The organism is Kribbella sp. VKM Ac-2568 (assembly GCF_004345365.1).
GTDB classification, from domain to species: domain Bacteria; phylum Actinomycetota; class Actinomycetes; order Propionibacteriales; family Kribbellaceae; genus Kribbella; species Kribbella orskensis.
The window spans coordinates 50,359-69,891 of the sequence record NZ_SLVF01000004.1 but is presented as its reverse complement, the minus strand read 5'-3'; the positions used below and the strand labels follow the sequence as shown (position 1 = coordinate 69,891).

Sequence of the window (19,533 nt, the reverse complement as noted above, 5' to 3'; positions counted from 1 at the left end):
TCCGGATTCCGACCGTGTGGTGGTGGCTGAAATACCTGGTGAAGTGACCCCGATCACCCGCCAATGATGACGGATCGTAAGTGCTCAGCCGCGCTCGGCTGCTTCCTTCACGCCGTTCACGAGCATCTCCCACATACCGCGGGAGTGCTCCGCCTCCTCTTCGCTGGCGTTGTTGTCCTGGCTCAGCGACAACCGGGTGGTGGTCCCGCTCTCTTCCAGCTCGTAGGTGAGCGTGTGGTAGTTCTCGGGCGTGTCCGGCTGACCGCTCAGCGGGCTGTAGTGGGTCACCTTGAGCAGCCGGCCGGGCTCGACCGCGAGGATCTCACCCTTGTCCTCGTACTCCTTGCCCTCGTACACGCCTTTCCAGATGATCGGGCTGCCGGGCTGCCAGTCGGTCTCCACGTCCGCCCCGAACATGAACTTCTTGATCTGCTCGGGGTCGGTCAGTACCCCCCAGACCTGGGTCGGTGACGCGCTGATCTCGGTTTTCGCGGTGGCCACGTAGTCGGCCATGGTGTTCAGCTCCCATCGGTTCTGTCTCTTCCGACGGTACGGCCGGACAGCCTCTGGGTCTTGTAGAAAAGCGTCACCGCGCGCCGTAGCGGCCGAGTCAGCAACCGGGTCGATAGGGAACGCCGGGCAGGTACTTGCCCCACTCGTCCGAAGAGACCGAGTCGCCGCCCGCCGAGCAGATCAGGTCGATGGCTCGGACGGGATCGATCTCCCACAGCCTCACCGTGCGGTCGGATCCCCCGGTGGCGACGGTGTGGCCGTCCGGGCTGAACCCGACAGACCAGATCGCGACGTCCGACGCGCTGAGGATCGCGATCGTCGTCGGCTGCCCGGGCTTCGCCACGTCCCAGAACCAGACCTGTCCGCTGCGCGTCGTCGCGGCCAGGGTGTGCCCGTCCGGGCCGAAGGCAACGGCTGCGACAGTGCCGTCCGGTCCGCTCAGTGGCTCACCGATCGGGGTGAGCGCCGACGGGTGGGTGGTGTCCCACAAGCGCACCGTGCCGTCCGCGCTGCCCGTGGCGAGGATCTTGCCGTCCAGACTGAAGGCGGCAGAGAACAGCAGGTCGACGGAGCCCTTCACCGACGGCAGCGCGCGCAACTGCCGCGGATTGCTCATGTCCCAGACCCGGATCACGCCATCCGCGGTCACTCCCACCAAGGTCCGGCCGTCCGGGCTGATGGCGACCTGGTAGATGTAGTTGCTGCCGGCCCCTGGTGCGTCCGGCAGAGCCGTCGGCCGGTGCCGATCGCTCAGGTCCCACAGATGGACCAGGCCGTCGTCGCCGCCCGCCGCCAGAATCCGGCTGTCCGGAGTGAAGGCGAGCGACTCCACGATCGCGCTCGGACCGGTCAACGCCGGCCCGAGTGGCTTCGGTCTGGCCGGGTCGGTGGTGTCCCACAGCAGCACCGAGGTACCCGTTGTCCCGGCAGCGAGAATCTGTCCGTCCGGGCTCAGGGCGCCGGCGCCGGTGACCGGCTCGTTGCTCAGCGGCGACACGAGCCCCGGCGCGAGAGCAACCGGCGCGCGCGGTTGTGAGACGTCCACCAGGAAGGCCTGGCCACCGAAGGTTGCCAGCGATCCGTGCGGGCCGAAGACCGTCGATGCCACCGTCGCCGTCGCGCCGGTGATCACCGGTCCTGGGATCGACCACAGCCGTGCGACCCCGTCGGACCCACCGGTGAGAAGCGACCGATCACCACTGGCGAAGGCTACCGACGAAACCGGCTCCGCGTGCGGCAAGGACGAGACGAGTCGCCCGGTAGCGACCTCCCAAACTTGCGCCACATTGTCTGAGCTGCCGATGGCCAGCAGCCTGCCGTCCGGGCTGAACGCGACCGCGTTGACCCAGTTCTCCGGCACCTGGATCTGAGAGGCCATCCGGGTAGCGGCTTCGGGCTTCGTCAGGTTCCACAGCTGGAACAAGCCCTTCGTTCCGCCGACAGCCAGCACTCTGCCCTGCGGAGCGAACTTCAAGCTGTTGATCTGGTCGGGACCGGTCTGCTGCCGACCTGCCAGCCTGATGTTCCGAACCTCTCTGGCATCCCAGACGGACAGATACCCGGAGGCATCCCCTGTCACGAGGACGCTGCCGTCCGGGCTGAACGCCACGCTCTGGACGAAGCCGGTCGCCGGCGGAAGCGACCTCAGGACGGACACGCGAACCGGGTCGGTGACGTCCCACAGCTTCACAGTCTTGTCGGAACTGCCTGCGGCCAGGGTTCGGCTGTCGGGCGTGAAGGCCAGTGAATACACGGTGCCGCTCGGACCGGCGGGCAGGACGCCGAGAGCAACGGGCCGTCCCGGGTCAGCGATGTTCCAGAGCCTGACCTTCTGATCGCGGCCACCGGTGGCCAGGAGCCGGCCGTCGGGACTGACTGCCAGGCCGAACACCGGCATCGTGTGATCCGCCAGCGGTTGCCCGATCGCTCGTGGCCGGCGAGGGTCGCTGAGGTCCCAGGTCAGGATCGCCGTGTCACTCGGACCTGTACCGGCGGCGAACATCGTCCGCCCGTCGGGGCTGAGGATCACGTTCTGCGCGCCCTTCGACGGCCGCACGATTCGCGTGACCGGCGGCGTCCCGGTCGCGTCGAGGAGGCTCGACCGGGCCTCCATCGTCGGGGCGATCTGGTAGGCAGCCAGCGACAGCCGGGCCGCCAGGGCGGGATCGGTCGCTCGCAGACGGTTCGCGGTGACCGCCACCTGGCGCGACATCGCCAGGTCGCGGTCCTTGTTGGCCGTGTCCCGTTTCCAGAACGAGTAACCGGCCAGCCCCGCCGTGGACAGCGCGAGCACTGTCAGGGCTGCCACCATCCGCTTCAGCCTCAGCGTCTGGCGGCGGGCGACCGCGCGCTCGGTCTGCTCAGCGGCGACGCTGGCGGTGAGGAAGTCCACCTCGAGCGGATTGAGGTCCCCCTTCGCGGCGCGACCGTCGGTCCAGTCCCGGACGCCGTCCAGCTTCCCGCCGCGATAGAGGGATCCCGGCTCACGACCGAGCTCCCGCCACTGTCTGGCGTCGTCGGCGAGTTGTCGATGCCGCCGCAGGCCGTCGCGATCGCTGTCGATCCACCCTCGCAGCCGGGGCCAGGCGGTCAGCAGTGCCTCGTGGCTGATCTCGATGGTATCGGCGTCCATCGTCAGCAGGCGAGCGCCGACGAAGTGCTCGATGACGTCGTCGAGTGCCGCTTCGTCCGTGTTGCTGATGCCCTCCAACTCGTTGCGGACGACCTTCCGGCGCGTGTCGGCGGTGTCCTCACCGAGATTCACGAGCCGGAGGAATACCCGCCGTGCAACGATCTTCTGGGCGTCGGTGAGGTCGCCGTACACCTCCTCGGCGGTTTCTGCGACAGCACCCTTGATCCCGCCGGTGGACAGATATCCCATGGTCGTCATCCGGCCCCGCTCGGCGCGTTGCCAGGTCGCGAGGAGTGCGTGGGACAGCAGCGGCAGAGCGCCGGTCTCGGACTGCGCCGCCCCGGCCGGACCGGCTCCGGGCGCCGCTTCCCGGATCAGAAGCTCGACGAGACCCTCGTCGATCTGGATATTGGCCTTCGAAGCCGGCTCGACGATCGCTCGGCGAAGATCCTCCTCGTTCAGGGGGCCGACCACGAACTGGGCGTTCTGGAGGACGCCGGCGATCTCGGCGTACCGCAAGGCCTGCGGATAGAAGTCCGCGCGCAGGCCTAGGAGGACGACGGTCGCCACCGGTGGTCCGGAGTCAGGATCGCCGCGCTCTGCCGGCGAGTGAGCCGCTGCGACCAGCGCGGCGATGAACGCGCGACGATCCTGCTCGTCCAGGCACATCGTGAAGAGTTCCTCGAACTGATCCACCACGATGAGCAAGCGGTCGGCGAGATCCGCGGGAGGCCTACCGTCCGGCTGGGCCGGGCGAGTCGCGCCGGCGGTGAACTTGCTGATCTGTTCGACCATCCCCGCCGCCGGATCGGCTTTGATGATCTCGGCCAGCTCTGCCGGCGACACCCCGGTACCGACTGCGAGAGCAGCTGCCAACTGCTCCAAGGGCTCGGCGCCAGGCGTCAGCAGAGCCACGGGCCAAGCCGGCCGACCAGGCGCCGCCAGCGCACCCAGCGCCGGCACCACGCCCGCTCTGAGCAGCGAAGACTTCCCGGAACCGGAGGCCCCGACGACGACCTGCAATCCCCCGCCGCCGGCATGCAGAGTCATGATCTGACTTGCCACCTGCTCGCTCAGCGCCTCACGGCCGAAGAACCATTCGGCATCCGCCGGCTGGAAGCTGGCCAAGCCGCGATACGGCGCTGATCCACTCCTCGGCCCCGGAGCCCGCTGGACCCGACGCCAGGCCTCGAGCCAACGCTCGATGTCGTCCTTCTCTGTGACGCCACACTCCTCCAGGACCCGGACGAGCAAGGCCCTCGAGGACGTGGACGGAACACTGCGCCCGGCGAACCAGTCGCCCAGGGTGCTGTGTGGATGCCGTCCGATGCGGGTCGACAGATCGCGGACGGTTCGGCCCGCCCTGTCCCGGAGCAACCTCAGCTCGGCGGTGAACTGGGTCCGGGTGTGAATCCGGTCCGGAGATGCTTCACGCGGTTCGACTGAACGTTCGTCCATCGCGGCCCCCTCAAGCCAACTCCCACAGGGAGTAGTCATGACGCTACCCGAATGAACGAACGGACGCTGTACGCCGGCAGTACGGGGTTGTACGGAGATCTCCAGCGACGTTCATGGCCACCCTTCGAGGGGCGACTGTGGTGCTGACAGAGCTGTGCTCAGGACTGGGCCTCCGACCCGGCGATCCCGGATCGGACCTGGAGGGGAACCATGATCACCAGCCGGCCACCCGGACGCCGACCAGCGTCCACACCGATCCGACCGCGGCGCTATCCCGCCGCCTACCTGGAACCCGCTGTGGTGCGTCCTACCGGACGCCCTATCCGCCTGACAGTCGGGCCACTGCCGATTCGGGTCCTTCGAGCAGTCCGGGCATTCGCCCTCTGGATGTTCGGAGTACCACCCGCGCCGCCACCCAGCTGTGTACCCACAACGGGACCGCAACGCGTCGCTCATCCTTCCCGGAGGCCGAACTCACGTCTCCAGTCCGCTGGGCGCGTCGGGCAGCAGACCGCGCCACGCTGTCTGCACTGCAAGCTCGTGATGGTGGAGAAGCATCGGGAGCTGCCCGAGCCGTACGGCGTGTGGACCCGCTTCGCCTGTCGCTCCAGCGCCTGCCCGGTCTGCCGGGGAACGTGCCGGAACGAGGCCAGGGTCTTCTTGCCGCCGCACTGGCAGTCGGGCCGGCCGGGCGGGATCACCCGCCTCTGATCGACCTGGGTCCGGAGGGGGACCCAGGTCGCCGGTGAGGCGGCCTGCCGCCCCCACCGCCACTCCTGTCGGTCAGCTCTCGGGATCGGTGAGGCGGGGGAAGAGGGAGTCGCCCTTGACCAGGATCGAGCCGGTGGGGAGTTGGGCCCAGGTGCCGGCGTCCTGGATGCGCTGGTCCTTGAGGGGACCGAGTTTGGCTTCGGCGCCGAGGAGGGTCCAGAGCTTGGCGGCGGTCTTCGGCATCGTCGGGTTGTGCAGGACGGCGACGGCTCGCAGTACCTCGGCCGAGGTGTAGAGGATGGTCGCCAGGCGGGCCTGCTGGGACTCGTCCTTCGCCACCTTCCACGGCTCCTGCTCGGAGACGTAGACGTTCACCGCGCCGACCAGGTCGTTGATCGCCGCCAGCGCGTCGTGGAACGCGATGGTGTCGATCGCCTTGTCCGCGGTCGCGACGGTCTCCGCCAGCTTGTCCGCGAGCGCCTGCTCGGCCGGGCCGTGGTCGGTCGCCTCGGGCAGTTCGCCGTCGAAGTACTTGTTCACCATCGCCGCGATCCGGCTGGCCAGGTTGCCCAGGCCGTTGGCGAGCTCGGAGTTGTAGACCGCGCTCAGGTGCTCCCAGGAGAACGAGCCGTCCGAGCCGAACTGGATGGTCCGCAGGAAGTAGTAGCGGAAGGCGTCGGAGCCGAAGTGGTCGGTGATCTCGTGCGGCGCGATCGCGGTCAGCTTGGACTTGCTCATCTTCTCGCCGCCGACCAGCAGCCAGCCGTGCGCGAAGACCTGCTTCGGTACGGCGACCTCCGCGGCCATCAGCATGGCCGGCCAGATCACCGCGTGGAACCGCAGGATGTCCTTGCCGACCAGGTGCACGTCGACCGGCCAGAGCTGCTCGAACCGCTCGGGGTCGGTGCCGTAGCCCGCGGCGGTGACGTAGTTCAGCAGCGCGTCGATCCACACGTAGAGGACGTGGTTCTCGTCCCACGGCACGGGGATACCCCAGTCGAAGGTGGACCGGGTGATCGACAGGTCCTGCAGCCCCTGCTTGACGAACGAGATCACCTCGTTGCGCGCGCTGGCCGGCGCCACGAAGTCCGGCTGCGACTCGTACAGCTCGAGCAGGCGGTCGGCGTACGCGGAGAGCCGGAAGAAGTAGTTCGTCTCCGAGACCGTCTCCAGCTCGGTGCCGTGGATCATGCACCGCTGGGTGCCGTCCTCGTCGGTGCGGATGTCCGCCGGCAGCTTGAACTCCTCGCAGCCGACGCAGTACAGGCCCTCGTACTCACCCTTGTAGACGTCGCCCTTGTCGTAGAGCGTCTGCCAGAAGTCGCGGACCCGCTCGGTGTGGCGCTGCTCGGTGGTGCGGATGAAGTCGTCGTAGTCGATGTCCACGTCGGCCCAGGCCGGCTTCCAGGCCTCCTCGACCAGCTTGTCCGTCCACTCCTGCGGAGTCATGCCCTGCGCCTGAGCGCTGCGCATCACCTTCTCGCCGTGCTCGTCGGTACCCGTCAGGTACCACTTGCGCTCGCCGCGCTGGGCGTGCCAGCGGGTCAGGACGTCCCCGGCCACCGTCGTGTAGGCGCTGCCGATGTGCGGCGGGGCCGTGACGTAGTAGATCGGGGTGGTGACGTAAAAGGCCTTCTCGGACATAGGAAAAGGGTAGTGCTCCGGACCAGGGCCGATGACCAGGGTCTCAAGCGGCTACTTCGCGGCGCCCCGGGCGGCCAGGACGGCGTCGTACACGGTGCGTTTGGGGACGTTGAAGCGCTTGGCGACGTCGGAGATGGCCTGCTTGCGGGGTGTGCCGGCCTCCTCGTCCGCGGCGACCTCGGCGGCGAGCTCCTCCGGCCCGAGCTCACGGGCGGAGGGATCGGCGCCGCTGACGACGACCGTGATCTCCCCGCGGACTCCCTCGGCGGCCCACTCGGCCAGTTCGGCGGCGCCGCCTCGCTTGACCTCTTCATAGGTCTTGGTCAGCTCGCGGCACACCGCAGTACGGCGGTCTGCTCCGAAGGCGTCGGCCATGTCCTTGAGCGACGCGGCGAGCCGATGTGGCGCCTCGAAGAAGATCATCGTGCGCTGTTCCCTGGCGAGCTCCTGGAACCGCTTCGTCCGCTCCCCCGACTTGCGCGGCAGGAACCCCTCGAACGTGAACCGGTCCACCGGCAGCCCGCTCAGCGCCAGCGCGGTCAGTACTGCGGACGGCCCCGGTACCGCGGTGACGTCGATGCCCGCCTCGATCGCGGCGGCCACCAGCCGGTACCCCGGGTCGGACACGCTCGGCATCCCCGCATCGGTGACCACGACCACGGTCTGCCCCTCGACCAGCGCGGCGACCAACTCGTCCGTCCGCTGCCGCTCGTTCCCCTCGAAGAAGCTGGTCACCCGCCCGTTGACCGCGATCCCCAGCTCCGACGTCAGCCGCTTCAACCGCCGCGTATCCTCCGCGGCCACCACGTCGGCCTCCCCCAACACCCGCGCCAACCGCGGCGAAGCATCCGAAAAGTCCCCGATAGGAGTCCCCGCCAGCACCAATCGCCCGGTCACGGCAGCAGAGTGAACGCGTTGACGTGATGGGGCCGGACCACGCTGAAGTGTCGCCTGTCCAATGTCGCGATCTCCTGAACTCCAAGCTGCTCTCCAAGAGCCACCACGGACGCGTCGACCAGCCCGAGCGGCAGGTCGGCGTACTTGCTGATGAGCTCCGCAATCCGATCGAGTGCCGTCGCGTCCGCCTGCGCGACGACGAAGTCACCGGCCGCGAGCGACCGGACGAAACCCGCCTCCAGTTTCGGTCCGCCCTCCCGCTCGAGCAGGAAGTAGACCTCGGTCACCACGAACGCCGGAACGACCAGTTGCTCGGCGTTCAGGTGCAGGGAGGTAAATAGTTCTACGCAGCGGTTGTGGTTGGTGTCACCGGAGAGGGCGGCTGCGACGAGGGGGCCGGTGTCGACAACGATCACGCGGGGCGACGACCGAACTCGGCGCGCAGGATGTCATCGATGTGCTCGGACAGATCCGGGCGGCTGCCCTCGACGGCACCGAACCAGGACGGCGGCCAGGCAACTGAAGGCTGATCAGCCGGCTCCTCCGCACCGTCCGGGCGAAGCCGCTGCAGTCGAAGCTCCGCCAGCAGATCGGCCGCCGCGCTCTCGGGCAGCGAGTCGATCAGCGCGTGCAACTCCTCTCGTGGCGTGCTCATGTCACAGAGTGTAGAAGGTCCGCGAGGCGAATTCTCGTTATCCACAGCCGGTGCCCGGCGCGCGGGGGGTGGAGTCGGGGGGCGGTGGTACGGGGGGCTCCGTACGATGGCCAGCGTGACTGCCGTGATCGATGACGACACCGCGAAGCCGGCCGAGGCCGGGACGGGTGCTGACGACCAGCGTGAGACGCTCGGGCGCGACGTCCTCGGAAGACGGTTGCCACCGCTGAAGGAGCGGCTCTACCCGCCGATGCCGCGGGACTTCGAGGGCGGCTGGATCGCGACGCTGGCGATCACCGCGATGGCCGCGCTCCTGCGGTTCTGGAACCTCGGCAACCCGGTGAAGTTCGTCTTCGACGAGACGTACTACGCCAAGGACGCGTACTCGCTGCTCAAGCACGGGTACGCACTGCAGTTCATCGACAAGCCGGAAGGTGCCGCGGACAAGGCGATCCTGGCCGGCAACCTGGACGTCTTCAAGGACACCCCGAGCCTGACCGTGCACCCCGAGGTCGGCAAGTGGATGATCGCGGCCGGTGAGCAGTTGTTCGGGATGAACACGTTCGGCTGGCGGTTCATGCCGGCCTTGTGCGGCACCCTGACCGTGCTGCTGGTGATCCGTACCGTGCGCCGGATGAGCCGGTCGACCCTGATCGGCTGTATCGCAGGTGTGCTGCTCGCCGTCGACGGCCTGCACTTCGTGATGTCCCGGGTCGCGCTGCTCGACGTGTTCCTCGCGTTCTGGCTGGTCGCGGCCGTCTCCTGCCTGGTCGCCGACCGCGACTGGACCCGCCGCCGGCACGCGAACTCCCTCGACAAGGCGGGGCCCGAAGGGCTGCAGGGCAAGGTCGGCCGCTGGCTGCTGATCCGTCCGTGGCGCATCGCCGCCGGTATCTGCTTCGGCCTCGCGCTCGGCACCAAGTGGTCCGCGGTCTGGGTGATCGCCGGCTTCGGCATCCTCGCCTTCGCCTGGGACCTCGGTGCCCGCCGCGCGCTCGGCGTACGGCACGCGTTCTGGAAGTCCGTCTTCGTCGACGGCATCCCGGCGTTCCTCAGCATCGTGCTCGTCGCGGTGGTGACCTACACGGCGACCTGGACCGGCTGGCTGCTGCACGACAACGCCTACGACCACGACTACGCGTCCAAGAACCCGGCGCACGGCGTGATGAAGGTGGTCCCGGACGACTTCCGCTCGCTGATCCACTACCACCAGGAAGTGCTGGCGTTCCACACCGGTGACTACATCAAGAACGCCACCCACCCGTACTCGTCGCACCCGGCCGGCTGGCCGATCATCGCCCGTCCGATCGGCTTCGACGCGGTCAACGACATCAAGCCCGGTACGGCGGGCTGCAACACCACGGACGGGACGAAGTGCCTGTCGGTGATCTCCGCCCTCGGTACTCCGCTGCTGTGGTGGGGCGGCGCACTCGCGCTGATCGCCGCGCTGGTGCTGTGGATCGGCCAGCGGGACTGGCGATTCGGTGTGCCGATCGTGGGTTATCTGACCTGCTGGGTCCCCTGGTTCGCCTTCGACGACAGACCGATCTTCTTCTTCTACGCCGTGACGATGATCCCGTTCACGGTGATGGCGCTCGCGCTGGCACTCGGCAAGATCCTCGGCCCGGCCAGACAGGCGATGCAGCCGTCCACCCCGCGCCGGTTGATCGGCAGCGCGGTGGTCGGGGCGTTCGTCGTCCTGGTGGTGCTCAACTTCGCCTACATCTGGCCGATCCTGACCGACGAGGTGCTCCCCCACCCGGCCTGGCTCAGCCGGATGTGGTTCAAGTCCTGGATCTAGTGTCCTAGGCCGAGATGGCCGTTGCCCTCGTTGCCACCCTTGCGCTTCTTGGGCTTCGCGGCCTGGCCGCTGACGCCGCCGAAGAGCGCGAGGCCCTTGACGATGACGACGGGCGCGGCCGGGTCGATGTCCGTGGTCCCCCGGCCCCCGAAACCACCGAAGATCCCGACGCCCTGGTTGCGGACCTCCACGCCCTCCGGCACGGTGATGTCGATCCCCCCGAAGACGGCGAACGCGTAGACGGTGACCTCGCGACCCTCGAAGATCGCGTCCCGCATGTCCAGGTCGCAACCGCCGAAGAGCGCCAGCGCGTTCGTCCGGCGCTTCACCCGCCAGCGGCCCTTGCGCTCGCCACCTCCGAAGATGCCGATCACGGTGTCGAAGCTGTCCTGCGGGTTCGCCGGCTCCTCGATCGGCACCCGGCTCGTCGACGGCACGGGCGTGGCGGCGGCCGGACGGAACGGCTGACCCGGTACGGCGAGGTCCTGGGTGATCGGCTCGAGCTCGCCGAGGGTGCGCGCCTGGAGCGTCTGCTCGAGCCGCTCGGCATGCTCGTCCTGCGTGAGCCGGCCCGCCATCAGCGCATCCCGCAGCACCTCGACGACCTGGTCGCGGTCGGTGTCGGAGGCGCGTAGGTGGGCGTGCGGGTTCGATCGCTCGGGCAGGTTCTCCATGGGACGCAACGATAACGCGGACCCCCGGTCCTGATCTCCAGGGTTCCTCCCCCGAGAACCCTGGAGATTCACCCGGTCAGCGGGAGGGACGCAGCAAGGGGTTCGGGCGGAAGGCGGTGAACGCCGGCGGCCGGACCGCGTCACCACCGGCGGCGAAGTCGAAGACCTTGCTCCAGGTCTCACCGAGCGCTGCCGCCGCGCCGTTCAACCGCGCCGGATCCGTGCTCGGCCAGCTCCCGGTCTCGATCCGCGTCAGCAGCGTCCGCAGGGCAACCGCCTCCTCGGCAACGCTGAAGGCACAGTGCGTCGCGCGCTCGGCGAACAACTGCCGCACGCGGCCGGGATCACCGTGCTCACGGACCTGCCCGGCGTACCAGTGCTCGTGGTCGGCGACGGCCACGTCGACCGTGTTGTGCAGGGTGACCACCGGCGAAGGCGTCGTACCGCGCAGCACGGCGTACCGCTGCATCCATCGCTTCGCGGCCGGGTCGGGGCTGATCCGCGGCGCCGCCGCCAACCGGGCGAGGTCCTTGTCCAGATCGAGGCCGGCGTCCCGGTATGCCTTCCGTACGAAGTCCTGCTGATCCGACTTCGCCAACTGCCGCCGGTAGTCGACGCCGACGTTGTACGACGGGTTGCCACCCGCGTGTTCGGCGAGATCCGCCTGGCCGACCGCGCCGAAGACCCCGATGGTGCCGAACTGGTGGAGCTGCGCGAGCGCTCGGGCCTGGTCCTCGACCGAGCCCGGCATCGGGTCGTGGGCCGAGTTCCAGCCGGTCACGTTGCCGAAGGAACTCGCCAAGGCGATCCGGGCCCGCCCGGCCCGGGTCTCGGCCGCCTCGGCCAGCACGGCTTGGAGCCGCCGTACGCTCTCGGCCGGGTCCTTCGCCCGGACGAGGTCGATGTCAGCATCGGGTGCGAGCAACATCTTCAGCGCGAAGTTGATGTCCAGCGACTGGTTCAGCTGACCGTACAGGTCGATCGGCGCGCACATCGCCAGCACGCCGTCGATCCGCCGCGGGTACCGCTCGGCGAGCAGCAGCGAGATCGCGCCGCCGCCCGACGAGCCGGTGGCGACGGTACGCCGGGGTTTGCCGACGTGGTCCTCGAACCAGCCGAGTACTCCGATCTGGTCCTCGACCGCCTCCTTGACCACGAACCCGGTCCGGCCTTTGAAGTCCGAGGCGGCGAGCGCATAGCCCTGCTCGAGCAACCAGGTCTGGCTGTCGTCGCGGTTGCCGTGCCCGGGCGGGAACACCGGCATGCCCGCCGGGTAGTAGGGGTGGCTGAAGATCAGCAGCGTGCCGTTCCAGCGCTCGGGCGTCTCGACCTTGAACTCGGCGCCGTCGATCACGCCGGTGTAGGTCTGCCGCCCTGGCTGGGGTTTCGTCCCCGCGGCCGCGCTGCCGGGGAATGCGAGCAGCCCGGTCAGCAGGGCTGCTGTGGTGAGGGCTCCGGTGGCTCGTCTCATGGTCGTCTCCTTGGTCGGTGGGGACCTTTCACCCACTGGTCGGAGCCGCCCGGGCGGCGGGGACACCGGCCCGAAGAGATTCCGGCGCCAGGAAATCTGCGCAAAGATGCTGCCGAGCTGTCCCTGCCGCGGATCGGGCTCCGACTACTGGACAAATCAACTGGCAAGGGAGCGCGTCATGAAGTTCATCATGCTGGCCTACACGAACGCCCAGACCTGGGTCGAGGGAACCTGGGACCCCGAGGAGTTCCAGAAGGCGTGCGATTTCTACGAGCAACTCGGCAAGGACCTGGCCGAGACTGGCGAGGGCGTCTACACGGCCGGCCTCGGTGATCCGTCGCTGACCCGGACGATCCGCGAGACCCCGACCGGCACCGTCGCGGCCGACGGCCCGTACGCCGAGGTCAAGGAGGTGCTCGCCAGCTTCGGCATCGTCGACGTGGTCAGCGCCGACCGGGCGTACGAGATCGCCCACCGGATCGTCGACGCGGTCGGCGACATCGTCGAGGTCCGTCCGCTGATGGACGGTTCGGCGGATTCCTGACCATGCTCGATACCGGCGCCGAGCACCTGCTGCGGGAACTCACGCCGCAGGTGCTCGGCGCGCTGGTCCGCAGGTACGGACACTTCGACGCCTGCGAGGACGCCGTACAGGAAGCGCTGCTCGCGGCCAGCCAGCAATGGCCGCGCGACGGACTACCGGACCAACCGCGGGCCTGGCTGATCACGGTCGCCGCGCGCCGGCTGACCGACGAGTTGCGCACCGAGGAAGCCCGGCGGCGGCGCGAGAACAACGTGGCTGTCGAGGTCCCGCTGACTACACCGGCCGCGGATGCCGCTGGACCGCGGGACGCCGACGACACGTTGCTCTTGTTGTTCCTGTGCTGCCACCCGTCGCTGAACCGCGCCGCGCAGATCGCCCTGACGTTGCGGGCGGTCGGCGGTCTCACCACGGACGAGATCGCGCGGGCCCTGTTGGTGCCCGAGGAGACGATGAAGAAGCGGATCACCCGGGCCAAGCAGGGGATCCGCAACTCGGGGGTACCGTTCCGGCCGCCGCCTCCGGCCGAGCTGCCCGAGCGGCTGGCCGCTGTACTGCAGGTGCTGTACCTGATCTTCAACGAGGGCTACACCAGCACCGAGCGGGTCGACCTGGCCGAGGAGGCGATCAGGTTGGCCCGGCTGACCTACCGCCTGCTGCCGGACAACGGCGAGGTCGCGGGCCTGCTCGCACTGATGCTCCTCACCCACGCCAGACGAGCGGCCCGTACTACGGACGCGGGCGACCTGATCCGGCTGGACGAGCAGGACCGGGCTCTCTGGGACCGGGACGCGATCGCCGAAGGCACTGCGCTCGTCACAGAGGCGATGACCCGCACCGCGCTCGGCCCGTACCAACTCCAGGCCGCGATCGCCGCTGTCCACGACGAGGCCGCCCGGGCGGAAGACACGGACTGGGTGCAGATCCTGGCGCTCTACGACCTGCTGATCCGGTTCGACGACAGCCCGGTCGCGCTGCTCAACAGAGCCGTGGCCGTCGCCATGGTTCAGGGACCTCGTGCGGGGCTGTCGCTGGTGGAGGACGCCGCCACCGATCCTCGCCTGGCGCGGCACCACCGCGTCGATGTCGCTCGGGCCCATCTCCTCGAACTCGCAGGCGACGTGGCTGAAGCCCGGGAGGCCTACCTGACTGCCGCCCGCCGTACCACCAGCACGCCCGAGCAGCGCTACCTAAACGCCCGCGCCGCTCGTCTCCGCTGACCGGACTCGCCAGGCCAGGAAGATCCCCGCCAGAAGAACGCGGCGGACATGGCGAGGGAGATCACCGACGCCGCGAGCAGGTTCCCCCGCCATCCCCACAGCAACCCCGGTACTGCGAGGACGGGTGCGGCGAGCATCGCCATCATCGAGGTGGTCGCCGAGACCAGGGTGGCTGCCCGGCCGGCCGCCGCGGCGGAGGTGAACCGGTCCGCGGCGGTGGCTCCGATCGACGGGCCGAGGATCGAGGTCGATGCCCCGATCAACAAACAGAACGCGGCCAACGCGAACACGTTGCCGACGGCACCGAGCGCTCGCGGTAGCGGTAGAGGCTTGTCGGGCGGGAGCTGAACTGGGAGAAGGGGAAGGGCTCCGCCGACAGGGCAGTGACACCGGAGCCGAGGAAGGACCGGACCACGGCGCTTCCAGTCTGAGCATAGACCGCCAGCGGCTTCTCTTGCTCACGGCAACGATCAACGAGGACGTCGAAACTCCCGTTGCTCAAGGTCATTCCGGTCGCGACGACGGCATCGGCAGCATCGATAACCTCCGTCATGTCGCGAGAAACCGGCAACCCCGAAGCGGTCCGGCGGAGGTTGAAGTCGCAGGGCAGACAAGTTCCGCCGCGCGCGGTTATCGCGTCCACCAGCGGGTTCGCCACCCCGATCAACCCGACCTTCGACCCGTCACGGACATCGAGGAGCCCTGCGACCGCGGCATCACGCGCCCGCGCCCGGACGTCCGGCGTACCGGCTGGAAGGACGACCTCCTCGGCGCCCGGAGCAGCGTGATGCGGCACGACCGAGGCCAGGTAGGCGTCCAGCGCCGCGATCCGAACCGGCAGAGGCGCATCGGCGATCAGCCTGTCCAGCGGCAACCCCGAGGTCTCCTCACAGAAGGACGGGTCCAACTCGCCGGCCTCGAAGGAGCACGCACCGAAGACCTCACCGACCCGGAGCAGCACGTAGTAGTTCTGGTAGGTGACGTCGGCACCGGGCAGCCGCGTGGTGTGGTGCAACCAGAACGCACTGGTGACGTTCAGTCGAGCGGGCGCCGGCCCACGTTCCCCAGCGAGAACAGCGGCAGCGAGTGAAGCCACGGAAGTGGGCATGCTGATCACCTTAATGCGACGGGGTCGCAGATGGGAATTCTCGGCGCTGGGCCCAGGCCGACTCCCGCCGGTCCCAGGTCATCGCCGACCATGGCACCGCGAGCTCATCCAGCGACTCGATCTCGCGAGGGCGCATCGTGTCCATCGGGCGCGCCTCGGCGTGACGGGCGAAAGCGGACTCGACGTACCGCGTGCCGGTGTCGGCGGCCAGGAAGACGTGCGTGCGGCTGCTGTCGCAGGTGTGTTCCCACAGGGCGGACAGGTACGCCGCGCCCGCCGACAGCCCGGCGAACACCCCGGAGGTCCGGAGCAGGTCCACCGCCGCCGACATCGCGTAGTCGAACGACACCCAGTGCAGCCGGTCGTACAGCTCGTGCCGCACGTTGCGGAACTCGATCGAGCTGCCGATGCCCGCGATGATCATCTCCGGGTCCTGGGTGTGCCCGGCGCCGAAGGTGATGCTGCCGAACGGCTGTACGCCGACCAGGTTCACGTCCCTGCCCCGACCCCGCAGGTACTCCGCGATCGCGCCGGTGGAGGCACCCGTGCCGACTCCCCCGACCAGGCACAACGGCCCGGCGGGGACCAGTTCGGCGACGAGATCCGCGACCGCGCCGTACCCGAGGTAGTGGATGTCGTCGTGGTACTGCTGCATCCAGTGGTACGTCGGGTTGCCGCGCAGGATCTCGCCGATCCGCCGGACCCGGAGGTTCTGGTCGAGCTGCAGGTGGTTCGACGACGGCACCTGCTCGACCGTCGCGCCGAGGATCTCGAGCTGGATCTGCAGGGTCCGGTCGACCGTGGTGGACCCGACGATGTGGCACTTCATCCCGTACCGGTGGCACGCCAGCGCCAGCGCGTGCGCGTAGATCCCGCTGGAGCTGTCGATCAGGGTGTCCCCTGGACAGACGGCGCCCGTCTCCAGCAGATGCCGGACGGCGCCCAGCGCGGAGTACACCTTCATCGTCTCGAACCGCAGGCAGATCAGGTCGTCGCCGACCCGGATCGAGTCAGGATCCTTGATCGCCTCCGCCAGATGGTCGTGCAGTCGGGCAGGCCATCGATCGGTCACCGCGGGTCGCTCCTCGTGTCGGCACTACTGGTCAGCACGGGCGGAGGTGCGGGTTCTTCGGATAGTCGTCGGCCGACGCGGGCGGCCCTCACCAGCCACCGGGTCAAATCGGTGCGTGGCTCGGTCATCACCGCGGCCGGTGGTCCCTGCTCCACCACGCGGCCGGCGTCGAGCACCAGTACGTGGTCGGAGACCGCGGCGACGGGACCGAGATCATGGCTGATCCAGACCAGGGCGGCCAGGCAGGGCGCGAGGGTGGTCTTGCCACTGCCCGAGCGTCCTACTACGCCGAGGAAGCCTCCGGGCGGCACGGCGAGATCGACCTCCTGCAGGATCGGGGCCCCGGCCGCGGGTTCGAAGCGACGCGGACAGGTTCATTGCCTGGAGCAACGGTTCGGCGCCGCCGGTGGTTCCCGGCCCGGCCCGGCGGTCCGCTGCCGACGGCAGAACCTCGACACCGCCCGCCTCGATCACCCGGCCGGCCGCCAGTACTACGACGTGCTGGGCGAGCGCGCGCACCAGGTCGAGATCGTGACTGAGCAACAAGATCCCGAGGCCGCGGGCAGCCCGTCATCGCCGTCAGGCCCAGACCGCCGGCCAGGCCCGGGAACCTTCGTCTGTTCAGCGCTTCGGACATCAGTTTTCCGCACGGTGCGATGGGCTCCGGCGAGGTCCCTCCGCCGGCTCGAATCCTGCCGGTAATAAAAATCGTTGTCAAATTCAGCGCGCATCTGAACGACACCCATCATTCTTCCGGCACGCCGAGTCGCGCCGTCGCCCGTAACGGCGTGTCACCGACCGCTACCTCCGGGTACTGGCGGTCACGCCGGCATTCCCTGGACCTGACAGCGGCCCGGGGCCCGCCTGCTGGCGGGACCCGGGCCGGTGAAAGTTCGGTCAGGCGGCGCGGACTGTGGCCAGCGCGTTGCTCCAGGAGACGACCTGGTCGAGCATCGCGGCGACCTGTCCCTCCTGGTACTCCGCCGGGGTGAACTCGCTGAAGTTCTTGAAGTCGGTCATCAGCGAGAGGGTGACCTGGTTGCGCACGTCGGCGACCTTCAGCTCACCCATCACGAGGCGCAGGTGCTCGACCGCGCGGGCGCCGCCGACGGCGCCGTAGCTGACGAAGCCGGCGGCCTTGTCGTTCCACTCGGCGAACAGGAAGTCGATGGCGTTCTTCAGCGCGCCGGAGGTCGAGTGGTTGTACTCGGGAGTCACGAAGACGAAGCCGTCGAACGAGCCGATCTTCTCCGCCCAGGCCAGCGTGTGCGGCTGGGTGTACTGGCCCATCGACGGCGGGATCGCCTCATCGAGGTGCGGGAGCTTGTAGTCGGCGATGTCGACGAGCTCGAACTCGGCGTCGCCGCGCTGCTTGGCGATGTCCAGCACCCAGTGGGCGACGGCTTCGCCGTTGCGCCCCGGACGGGTGCTACCGAGGATGATCGCGATCTTAGGCATGTCTTTCCTTCAGGGAGGAGGTCGTCCGAGGGGGCTCGGCGACCAAGATGGTGATGTGTCACCAAAAATAGCAGCTCAAGATGACACGTCAACCAAAGTGTCCGGTCAGCAGCCGCCGGCAGGCGAGGTGGGCCCCTCGCGGCACAGGTCCCGGGCGGGCAGATCGGCCAGCACCCGGTCGAGCAGCTTGGTCAGGACTTCCTGCTCGTCACGGCTCAGCTTCGCCAGGAAATAGGCCCGTACGGCGTCCACGTGGTCCGGCGCCGCCGCCTCGATCGCGGCCCGGCCGGCGTCCGTCAACCGGACCATCGACCCGCGCGCGTCCGAGACACACTCCTCCCTGACCACCAGCCCGCGCTTCTCCATCCGGCTGACCTGGTGGGACAACCGGCTGCGCTCCCAGCCGACGGACTTGCCGAGGTCCCGCGTCCGCAGTACGCCGCTCTCCGCGGTCGACAGCGGGTGCAGCAGCGCGTAGTCGGCTCCGGACAGACCGGAGTTGCTGATCAGCCTGTTCTCCAGCGCACTGACCAGTTCGCGATAGGTGTCACGGTACGACTGCCACAGATGCGCCTCGCGCGCATCCAGCCACCGCGTGTCCGTCATCCGTCCATGATACGTACACCTGTTGACATGTCACCGAGCCGAGCCGTGGCGGTCCGATCAGGTTTCACGGGGTGCGCGAGAGGGCGACGGCCAGGCCGACGGTGGCGCACATCAGGACGAGTTCTCCGGCCGCGAGGCGCCAGAAGGCGGCCGGCTGGTTCGCGGCGAGTGCGGGGAGGGTGGCGCGGCGGTGCCACCAGCCGATCCAGACCAGCAGGGCGAAGGCGAAGGTCTTGGCGAACACGAGCGCGCCGTACCCGGTGGTCACCCACTGGGTGATCAGGCCCCAGCCGTCCTGGTGGCCGCCGAGGTGGATCTCGGCCGTCAGCAGACCGGTGATCCCGATCGAGATGGCGCAGACCAGGGCCAGCCGGCTGAAGGTCTCGATGGCCTTGAGGTAGTCCCGGCCGTAGCGCAGCAGTGCGCCGAGCCCGCCGATCCAGGTCGTCGCCGCGTAGACATGCACGACCAGCGATGCGGTCGCGAGGAGCGACCAGAAGGTGGTCCGCTCGATCGCGCCGTGCCCCGTCAGCAGCGGACCGGTGAGCGCCGCGGCCGTCAGCACGAGGGCCAGTCGCGCGACGGCGACCGTGCGGCACCCGCTCAACACGATCGCCAGCAAGGCGGTCAGGACGACCGCCGCCGCGAGCGCCCGGACCTGAAGCAACGACCCCGCGTCGCCGGCTCGGGCTGCCAACTGCGACATCGGGATCCCGAGGATGACCGTGGCCGTGGCGAGGAGGCCACCGATGCTCGCGACCGCCCACACGCCCGCGGCCACGGCGGCGTCCTGGCAGGCGCGAAGCCCTTGTGCGCCGAGCTTCCCGTCTGTTGCCGGGAGCAACACCGCGGCCGCGAGCACGGCACCACCCGTCGCGATGGCAGCCAGGTCGGCCAGCAGGCGCAGTACGGGGACGGCCCACGACACCGGCGTACCGGCTCCGGTCAGGCCCGCGGGCAGCGGCTTCGGGGCGCCGCCCGCGGCGAGCAGGGCGACGACCATCACCACGAGGCCCGCGGCAACGGCTCCGGCGGCGAGCACCTTGCCGGAGACGCGCGCGCCGGTCGCCAC

At 69.0% G+C, this 19,533-nt stretch carries 18 protein-coding genes; 3 read left to right on the top strand and 15 right to left on the bottom strand.

Annotation, left to right across the window (positions count from 1 at the left end):
* Window positions 1-84 precede the first annotated feature (84 nt).
* From EV648_RS11500 to EV648_RS11475, 6 genes are all read right to left on the bottom strand, one after another.
* Window positions 85-513: an SRPBCC domain-containing protein gene (locus EV648_RS11500; RefSeq protein WP_132288979.1), complete on the bottom strand. Its 429-nt coding sequence runs from the start codon at window positions 511-513 to the stop codon at window positions 85-87.
* 97 nt (window positions 514-610) lie between these two features.
* Window positions 611-4,603, bottom strand: a complete 3,993-nt coding sequence (locus tag EV648_RS11495) for a hypothetical protein (RefSeq protein WP_132288976.1) — start codon at window positions 4,601-4,603, stop codon at window positions 611-613.
* 783 nt (window positions 4,604-5,386) lie between these two features.
* Window positions 5,387-6,958, bottom strand: coding sequence for a methionine--tRNA ligase (gene metG / locus EV648_RS11490; protein WP_132288973.1), 1,572 nt, complete (start codon window positions 6,956-6,958; stop codon window positions 5,387-5,389).
* A gap of 51 nt (window positions 6,959-7,009) precedes the next feature.
* On the bottom strand, window positions 7,010-7,855 hold the full coding sequence (gene rsmI, locus EV648_RS11485; RefSeq protein WP_132288970.1) for a 16S rRNA (cytidine(1402)-2'-O)-methyltransferase: 846 nt from the start codon (window positions 7,853-7,855) through the stop codon (window positions 7,010-7,012).
* Window positions 7,852-8,271: a type II toxin-antitoxin system VapC family toxin gene (locus EV648_RS11480; protein ID WP_132288967.1), complete on the bottom strand. Its 420-nt coding sequence runs from the start codon at window positions 8,269-8,271 to the stop codon at window positions 7,852-7,854. The genes rsmI and EV648_RS11480 overlap by 4 nt, the downstream gene beginning before the upstream one ends.
* On the bottom strand, window positions 8,268-8,510 hold the full coding sequence (locus tag EV648_RS11475) for a hypothetical protein (protein ID WP_132288964.1): 243 nt from the start codon (window positions 8,508-8,510) through the stop codon (window positions 8,268-8,270). The genes EV648_RS11480 and EV648_RS11475 overlap by 4 nt, the downstream gene beginning before the upstream one ends.
* A gap of 106 nt (window positions 8,511-8,616) precedes the next feature.
* On the opposite strand from EV648_RS11475, the gene EV648_RS11470 reads away from it, so the two are divergent.
* Entirely contained in the window at window positions 8,617-10,311 is a 1,695-nt protein-coding gene (locus EV648_RS11470; RefSeq protein ID WP_132288961.1) for a dolichyl-phosphate-mannose--protein mannosyltransferase, read from the top strand.
* On the opposite strand, the gene EV648_RS11465 is transcribed toward EV648_RS11470, so the two are convergent.
* On the bottom strand, window positions 10,308-10,985 hold the full coding sequence (locus EV648_RS11465) for a DUF1707 domain-containing protein (RefSeq protein ID WP_132288958.1): 678 nt from the start codon (window positions 10,983-10,985) through the stop codon (window positions 10,308-10,310). The genes EV648_RS11470 and EV648_RS11465 overlap by 4 nt on opposite strands.
* A gap of 76 nt (window positions 10,986-11,061) precedes the next feature.
* Complete coding sequence (locus tag EV648_RS11460; protein WP_132288955.1) at window positions 11,062-12,456, bottom strand: S9 family peptidase; 1,395 nt, start codon at window positions 12,454-12,456, stop codon at window positions 11,062-11,064.
* A gap of 178 nt (window positions 12,457-12,634) precedes the next feature.
* Between EV648_RS11460 and EV648_RS11455 the strand changes: the two genes are divergently transcribed.
* On the top strand, window positions 12,635-13,000 hold the full coding sequence (locus tag EV648_RS11455; RefSeq protein ID WP_132288952.1) for a YciI family protein: 366 nt from the start codon (window positions 12,635-12,637) through the stop codon (window positions 12,998-13,000).
* A 2-nt stretch (window positions 13,001-13,002) separates the two neighbouring features.
* Window positions 13,003-14,217 carry an RNA polymerase sigma factor gene (locus tag EV648_RS11450; protein ID WP_132288949.1) on the top strand — a complete coding sequence of 405 codons (1,215 nt, stop codon included), beginning with the start codon at window positions 13,003-13,005 and terminating at the stop codon, window positions 14,215-14,217.
* On the opposite strand, the gene EV648_RS11445 is transcribed toward EV648_RS11450, so the two are convergent.
* The 7 genes from EV648_RS11445 to EV648_RS11415 form a co-directional block, all read right to left on the bottom strand.
* A complete protein-coding gene (locus EV648_RS11445) occupies window positions 14,184-14,507 on the bottom strand; it encodes a hypothetical protein (RefSeq protein ID WP_241995059.1) in 324 nt (107 codons plus the stop codon). The genes EV648_RS11450 and EV648_RS11445 overlap by 34 nt on opposite strands.
* Window positions 14,477-15,325 carry a Rossmann-like domain-containing protein gene (locus tag EV648_RS11440; RefSeq protein ID WP_132288946.1) on the bottom strand — a complete coding sequence of 283 codons (849 nt, stop codon included), beginning with the start codon at window positions 15,323-15,325 and terminating at the stop codon, window positions 14,477-14,479. Before EV648_RS11440 ends, EV648_RS11445 begins: the two co-directional genes overlap by 31 nt.
* Window positions 15,326-15,335: 10 nt before the next feature.
* Entirely contained in the window at window positions 15,336-16,397 is a 1,062-nt protein-coding gene (locus EV648_RS11435; RefSeq protein WP_241995058.1) for a pyridoxal-phosphate dependent enzyme, read from the bottom strand.
* Complete coding sequence (locus EV648_RS44000) at window positions 16,394-16,708, bottom strand: hypothetical protein (RefSeq protein ID WP_241995057.1); 315 nt, start codon at window positions 16,706-16,708, stop codon at window positions 16,394-16,396. The genes EV648_RS11435 and EV648_RS44000 overlap by 4 nt, the downstream gene beginning before the upstream one ends.
* A gap of 586 nt (window positions 16,709-17,294) precedes the next feature.
* Complete coding sequence (locus tag EV648_RS11425; RefSeq protein ID WP_132288943.1) at window positions 17,295-17,855, bottom strand: NADPH-dependent FMN reductase; 561 nt, start codon at window positions 17,853-17,855, stop codon at window positions 17,295-17,297.
* 105 nt (window positions 17,856-17,960) lie between these two features.
* Window positions 17,961-18,461, bottom strand: coding sequence for a MarR family winged helix-turn-helix transcriptional regulator (locus EV648_RS11420; RefSeq protein WP_132288940.1), 501 nt, complete (start codon window positions 18,459-18,461; stop codon window positions 17,961-17,963).
* A 64-nt stretch (window positions 18,462-18,525) separates the two neighbouring features.
* Window positions 18,526-19,533 (bottom strand): CopD family protein, encoded by a 1,008-nt coding sequence (locus EV648_RS11415; RefSeq protein WP_241995056.1) that lies wholly within the window; start codon window positions 19,531-19,533, stop codon window positions 18,526-18,528.

Coding starts and splice junctions, on each gene's coding strand:
- EV648_RS11500 (WP_132288979.1), bottom strand. CDS start 513: ATGGCCGACTACGTGGCCACCGCGAAAACCGAGATCAGCGCGTCACCG.
- EV648_RS11470 (WP_132288961.1), top strand. CDS start 8,617: ATGGCCAGCGTGACTGCCGTGATCGATGACGACACCGCGAAGCCGGCC.
- EV648_RS11450 (WP_132288949.1), top strand. CDS start 13,003: ATGCTCGATACCGGCGCCGAGCACCTGCTGCGGGAACTCACGCCGCAG.
- EV648_RS11440 (WP_132288946.1), bottom strand. CDS start 15,325: ATGCCCACTTCCGTGGCTTCACTCGCTGCCGCTGTTCTCGCTGGGGAA.
- EV648_RS11460 (WP_132288955.1), bottom strand. CDS start 12,456: ATGAGACGAGCCACCGGAGCCCTCACCACAGCAGCCCTGCTGACCGGG.
- EV648_RS11455 (WP_132288952.1), top strand. CDS start 12,635: ATGAAGTTCATCATGCTGGCCTACACGAACGCCCAGACCTGGGTCGAG.
- metG (WP_132288973.1), bottom strand. CDS start 6,958: ATGTCCGAGAAGGCCTTTTACGTCACCACCCCGATCTACTACGTCACG.
- EV648_RS11420 (WP_132288940.1), bottom strand. CDS start 18,461: ATGACGGACACGCGGTGGCTGGATGCGCGCGAGGCGCATCTGTGGCAG.
- EV648_RS11425 (WP_132288943.1), bottom strand. CDS start 17,855: ATGCCTAAGATCGCGATCATCCTCGGTAGCACCCGTCCGGGGCGCAAC.
- EV648_RS11465 (WP_132288958.1), bottom strand. CDS start 10,985: ATGGAGAACCTGCCCGAGCGATCGAACCCGCACGCCCACCTACGCGCC.
- EV648_RS11475 (WP_132288964.1), bottom strand. CDS start 8,510: ATGAGCACGCCACGAGAGGAGTTGCACGCGCTGATCGACTCGCTGCCC.
- EV648_RS11495 (WP_132288976.1), bottom strand. CDS start 4,603: ATGGACGAACGTTCAGTCGAACCGCGTGAAGCATCTCCGGACCGGATT.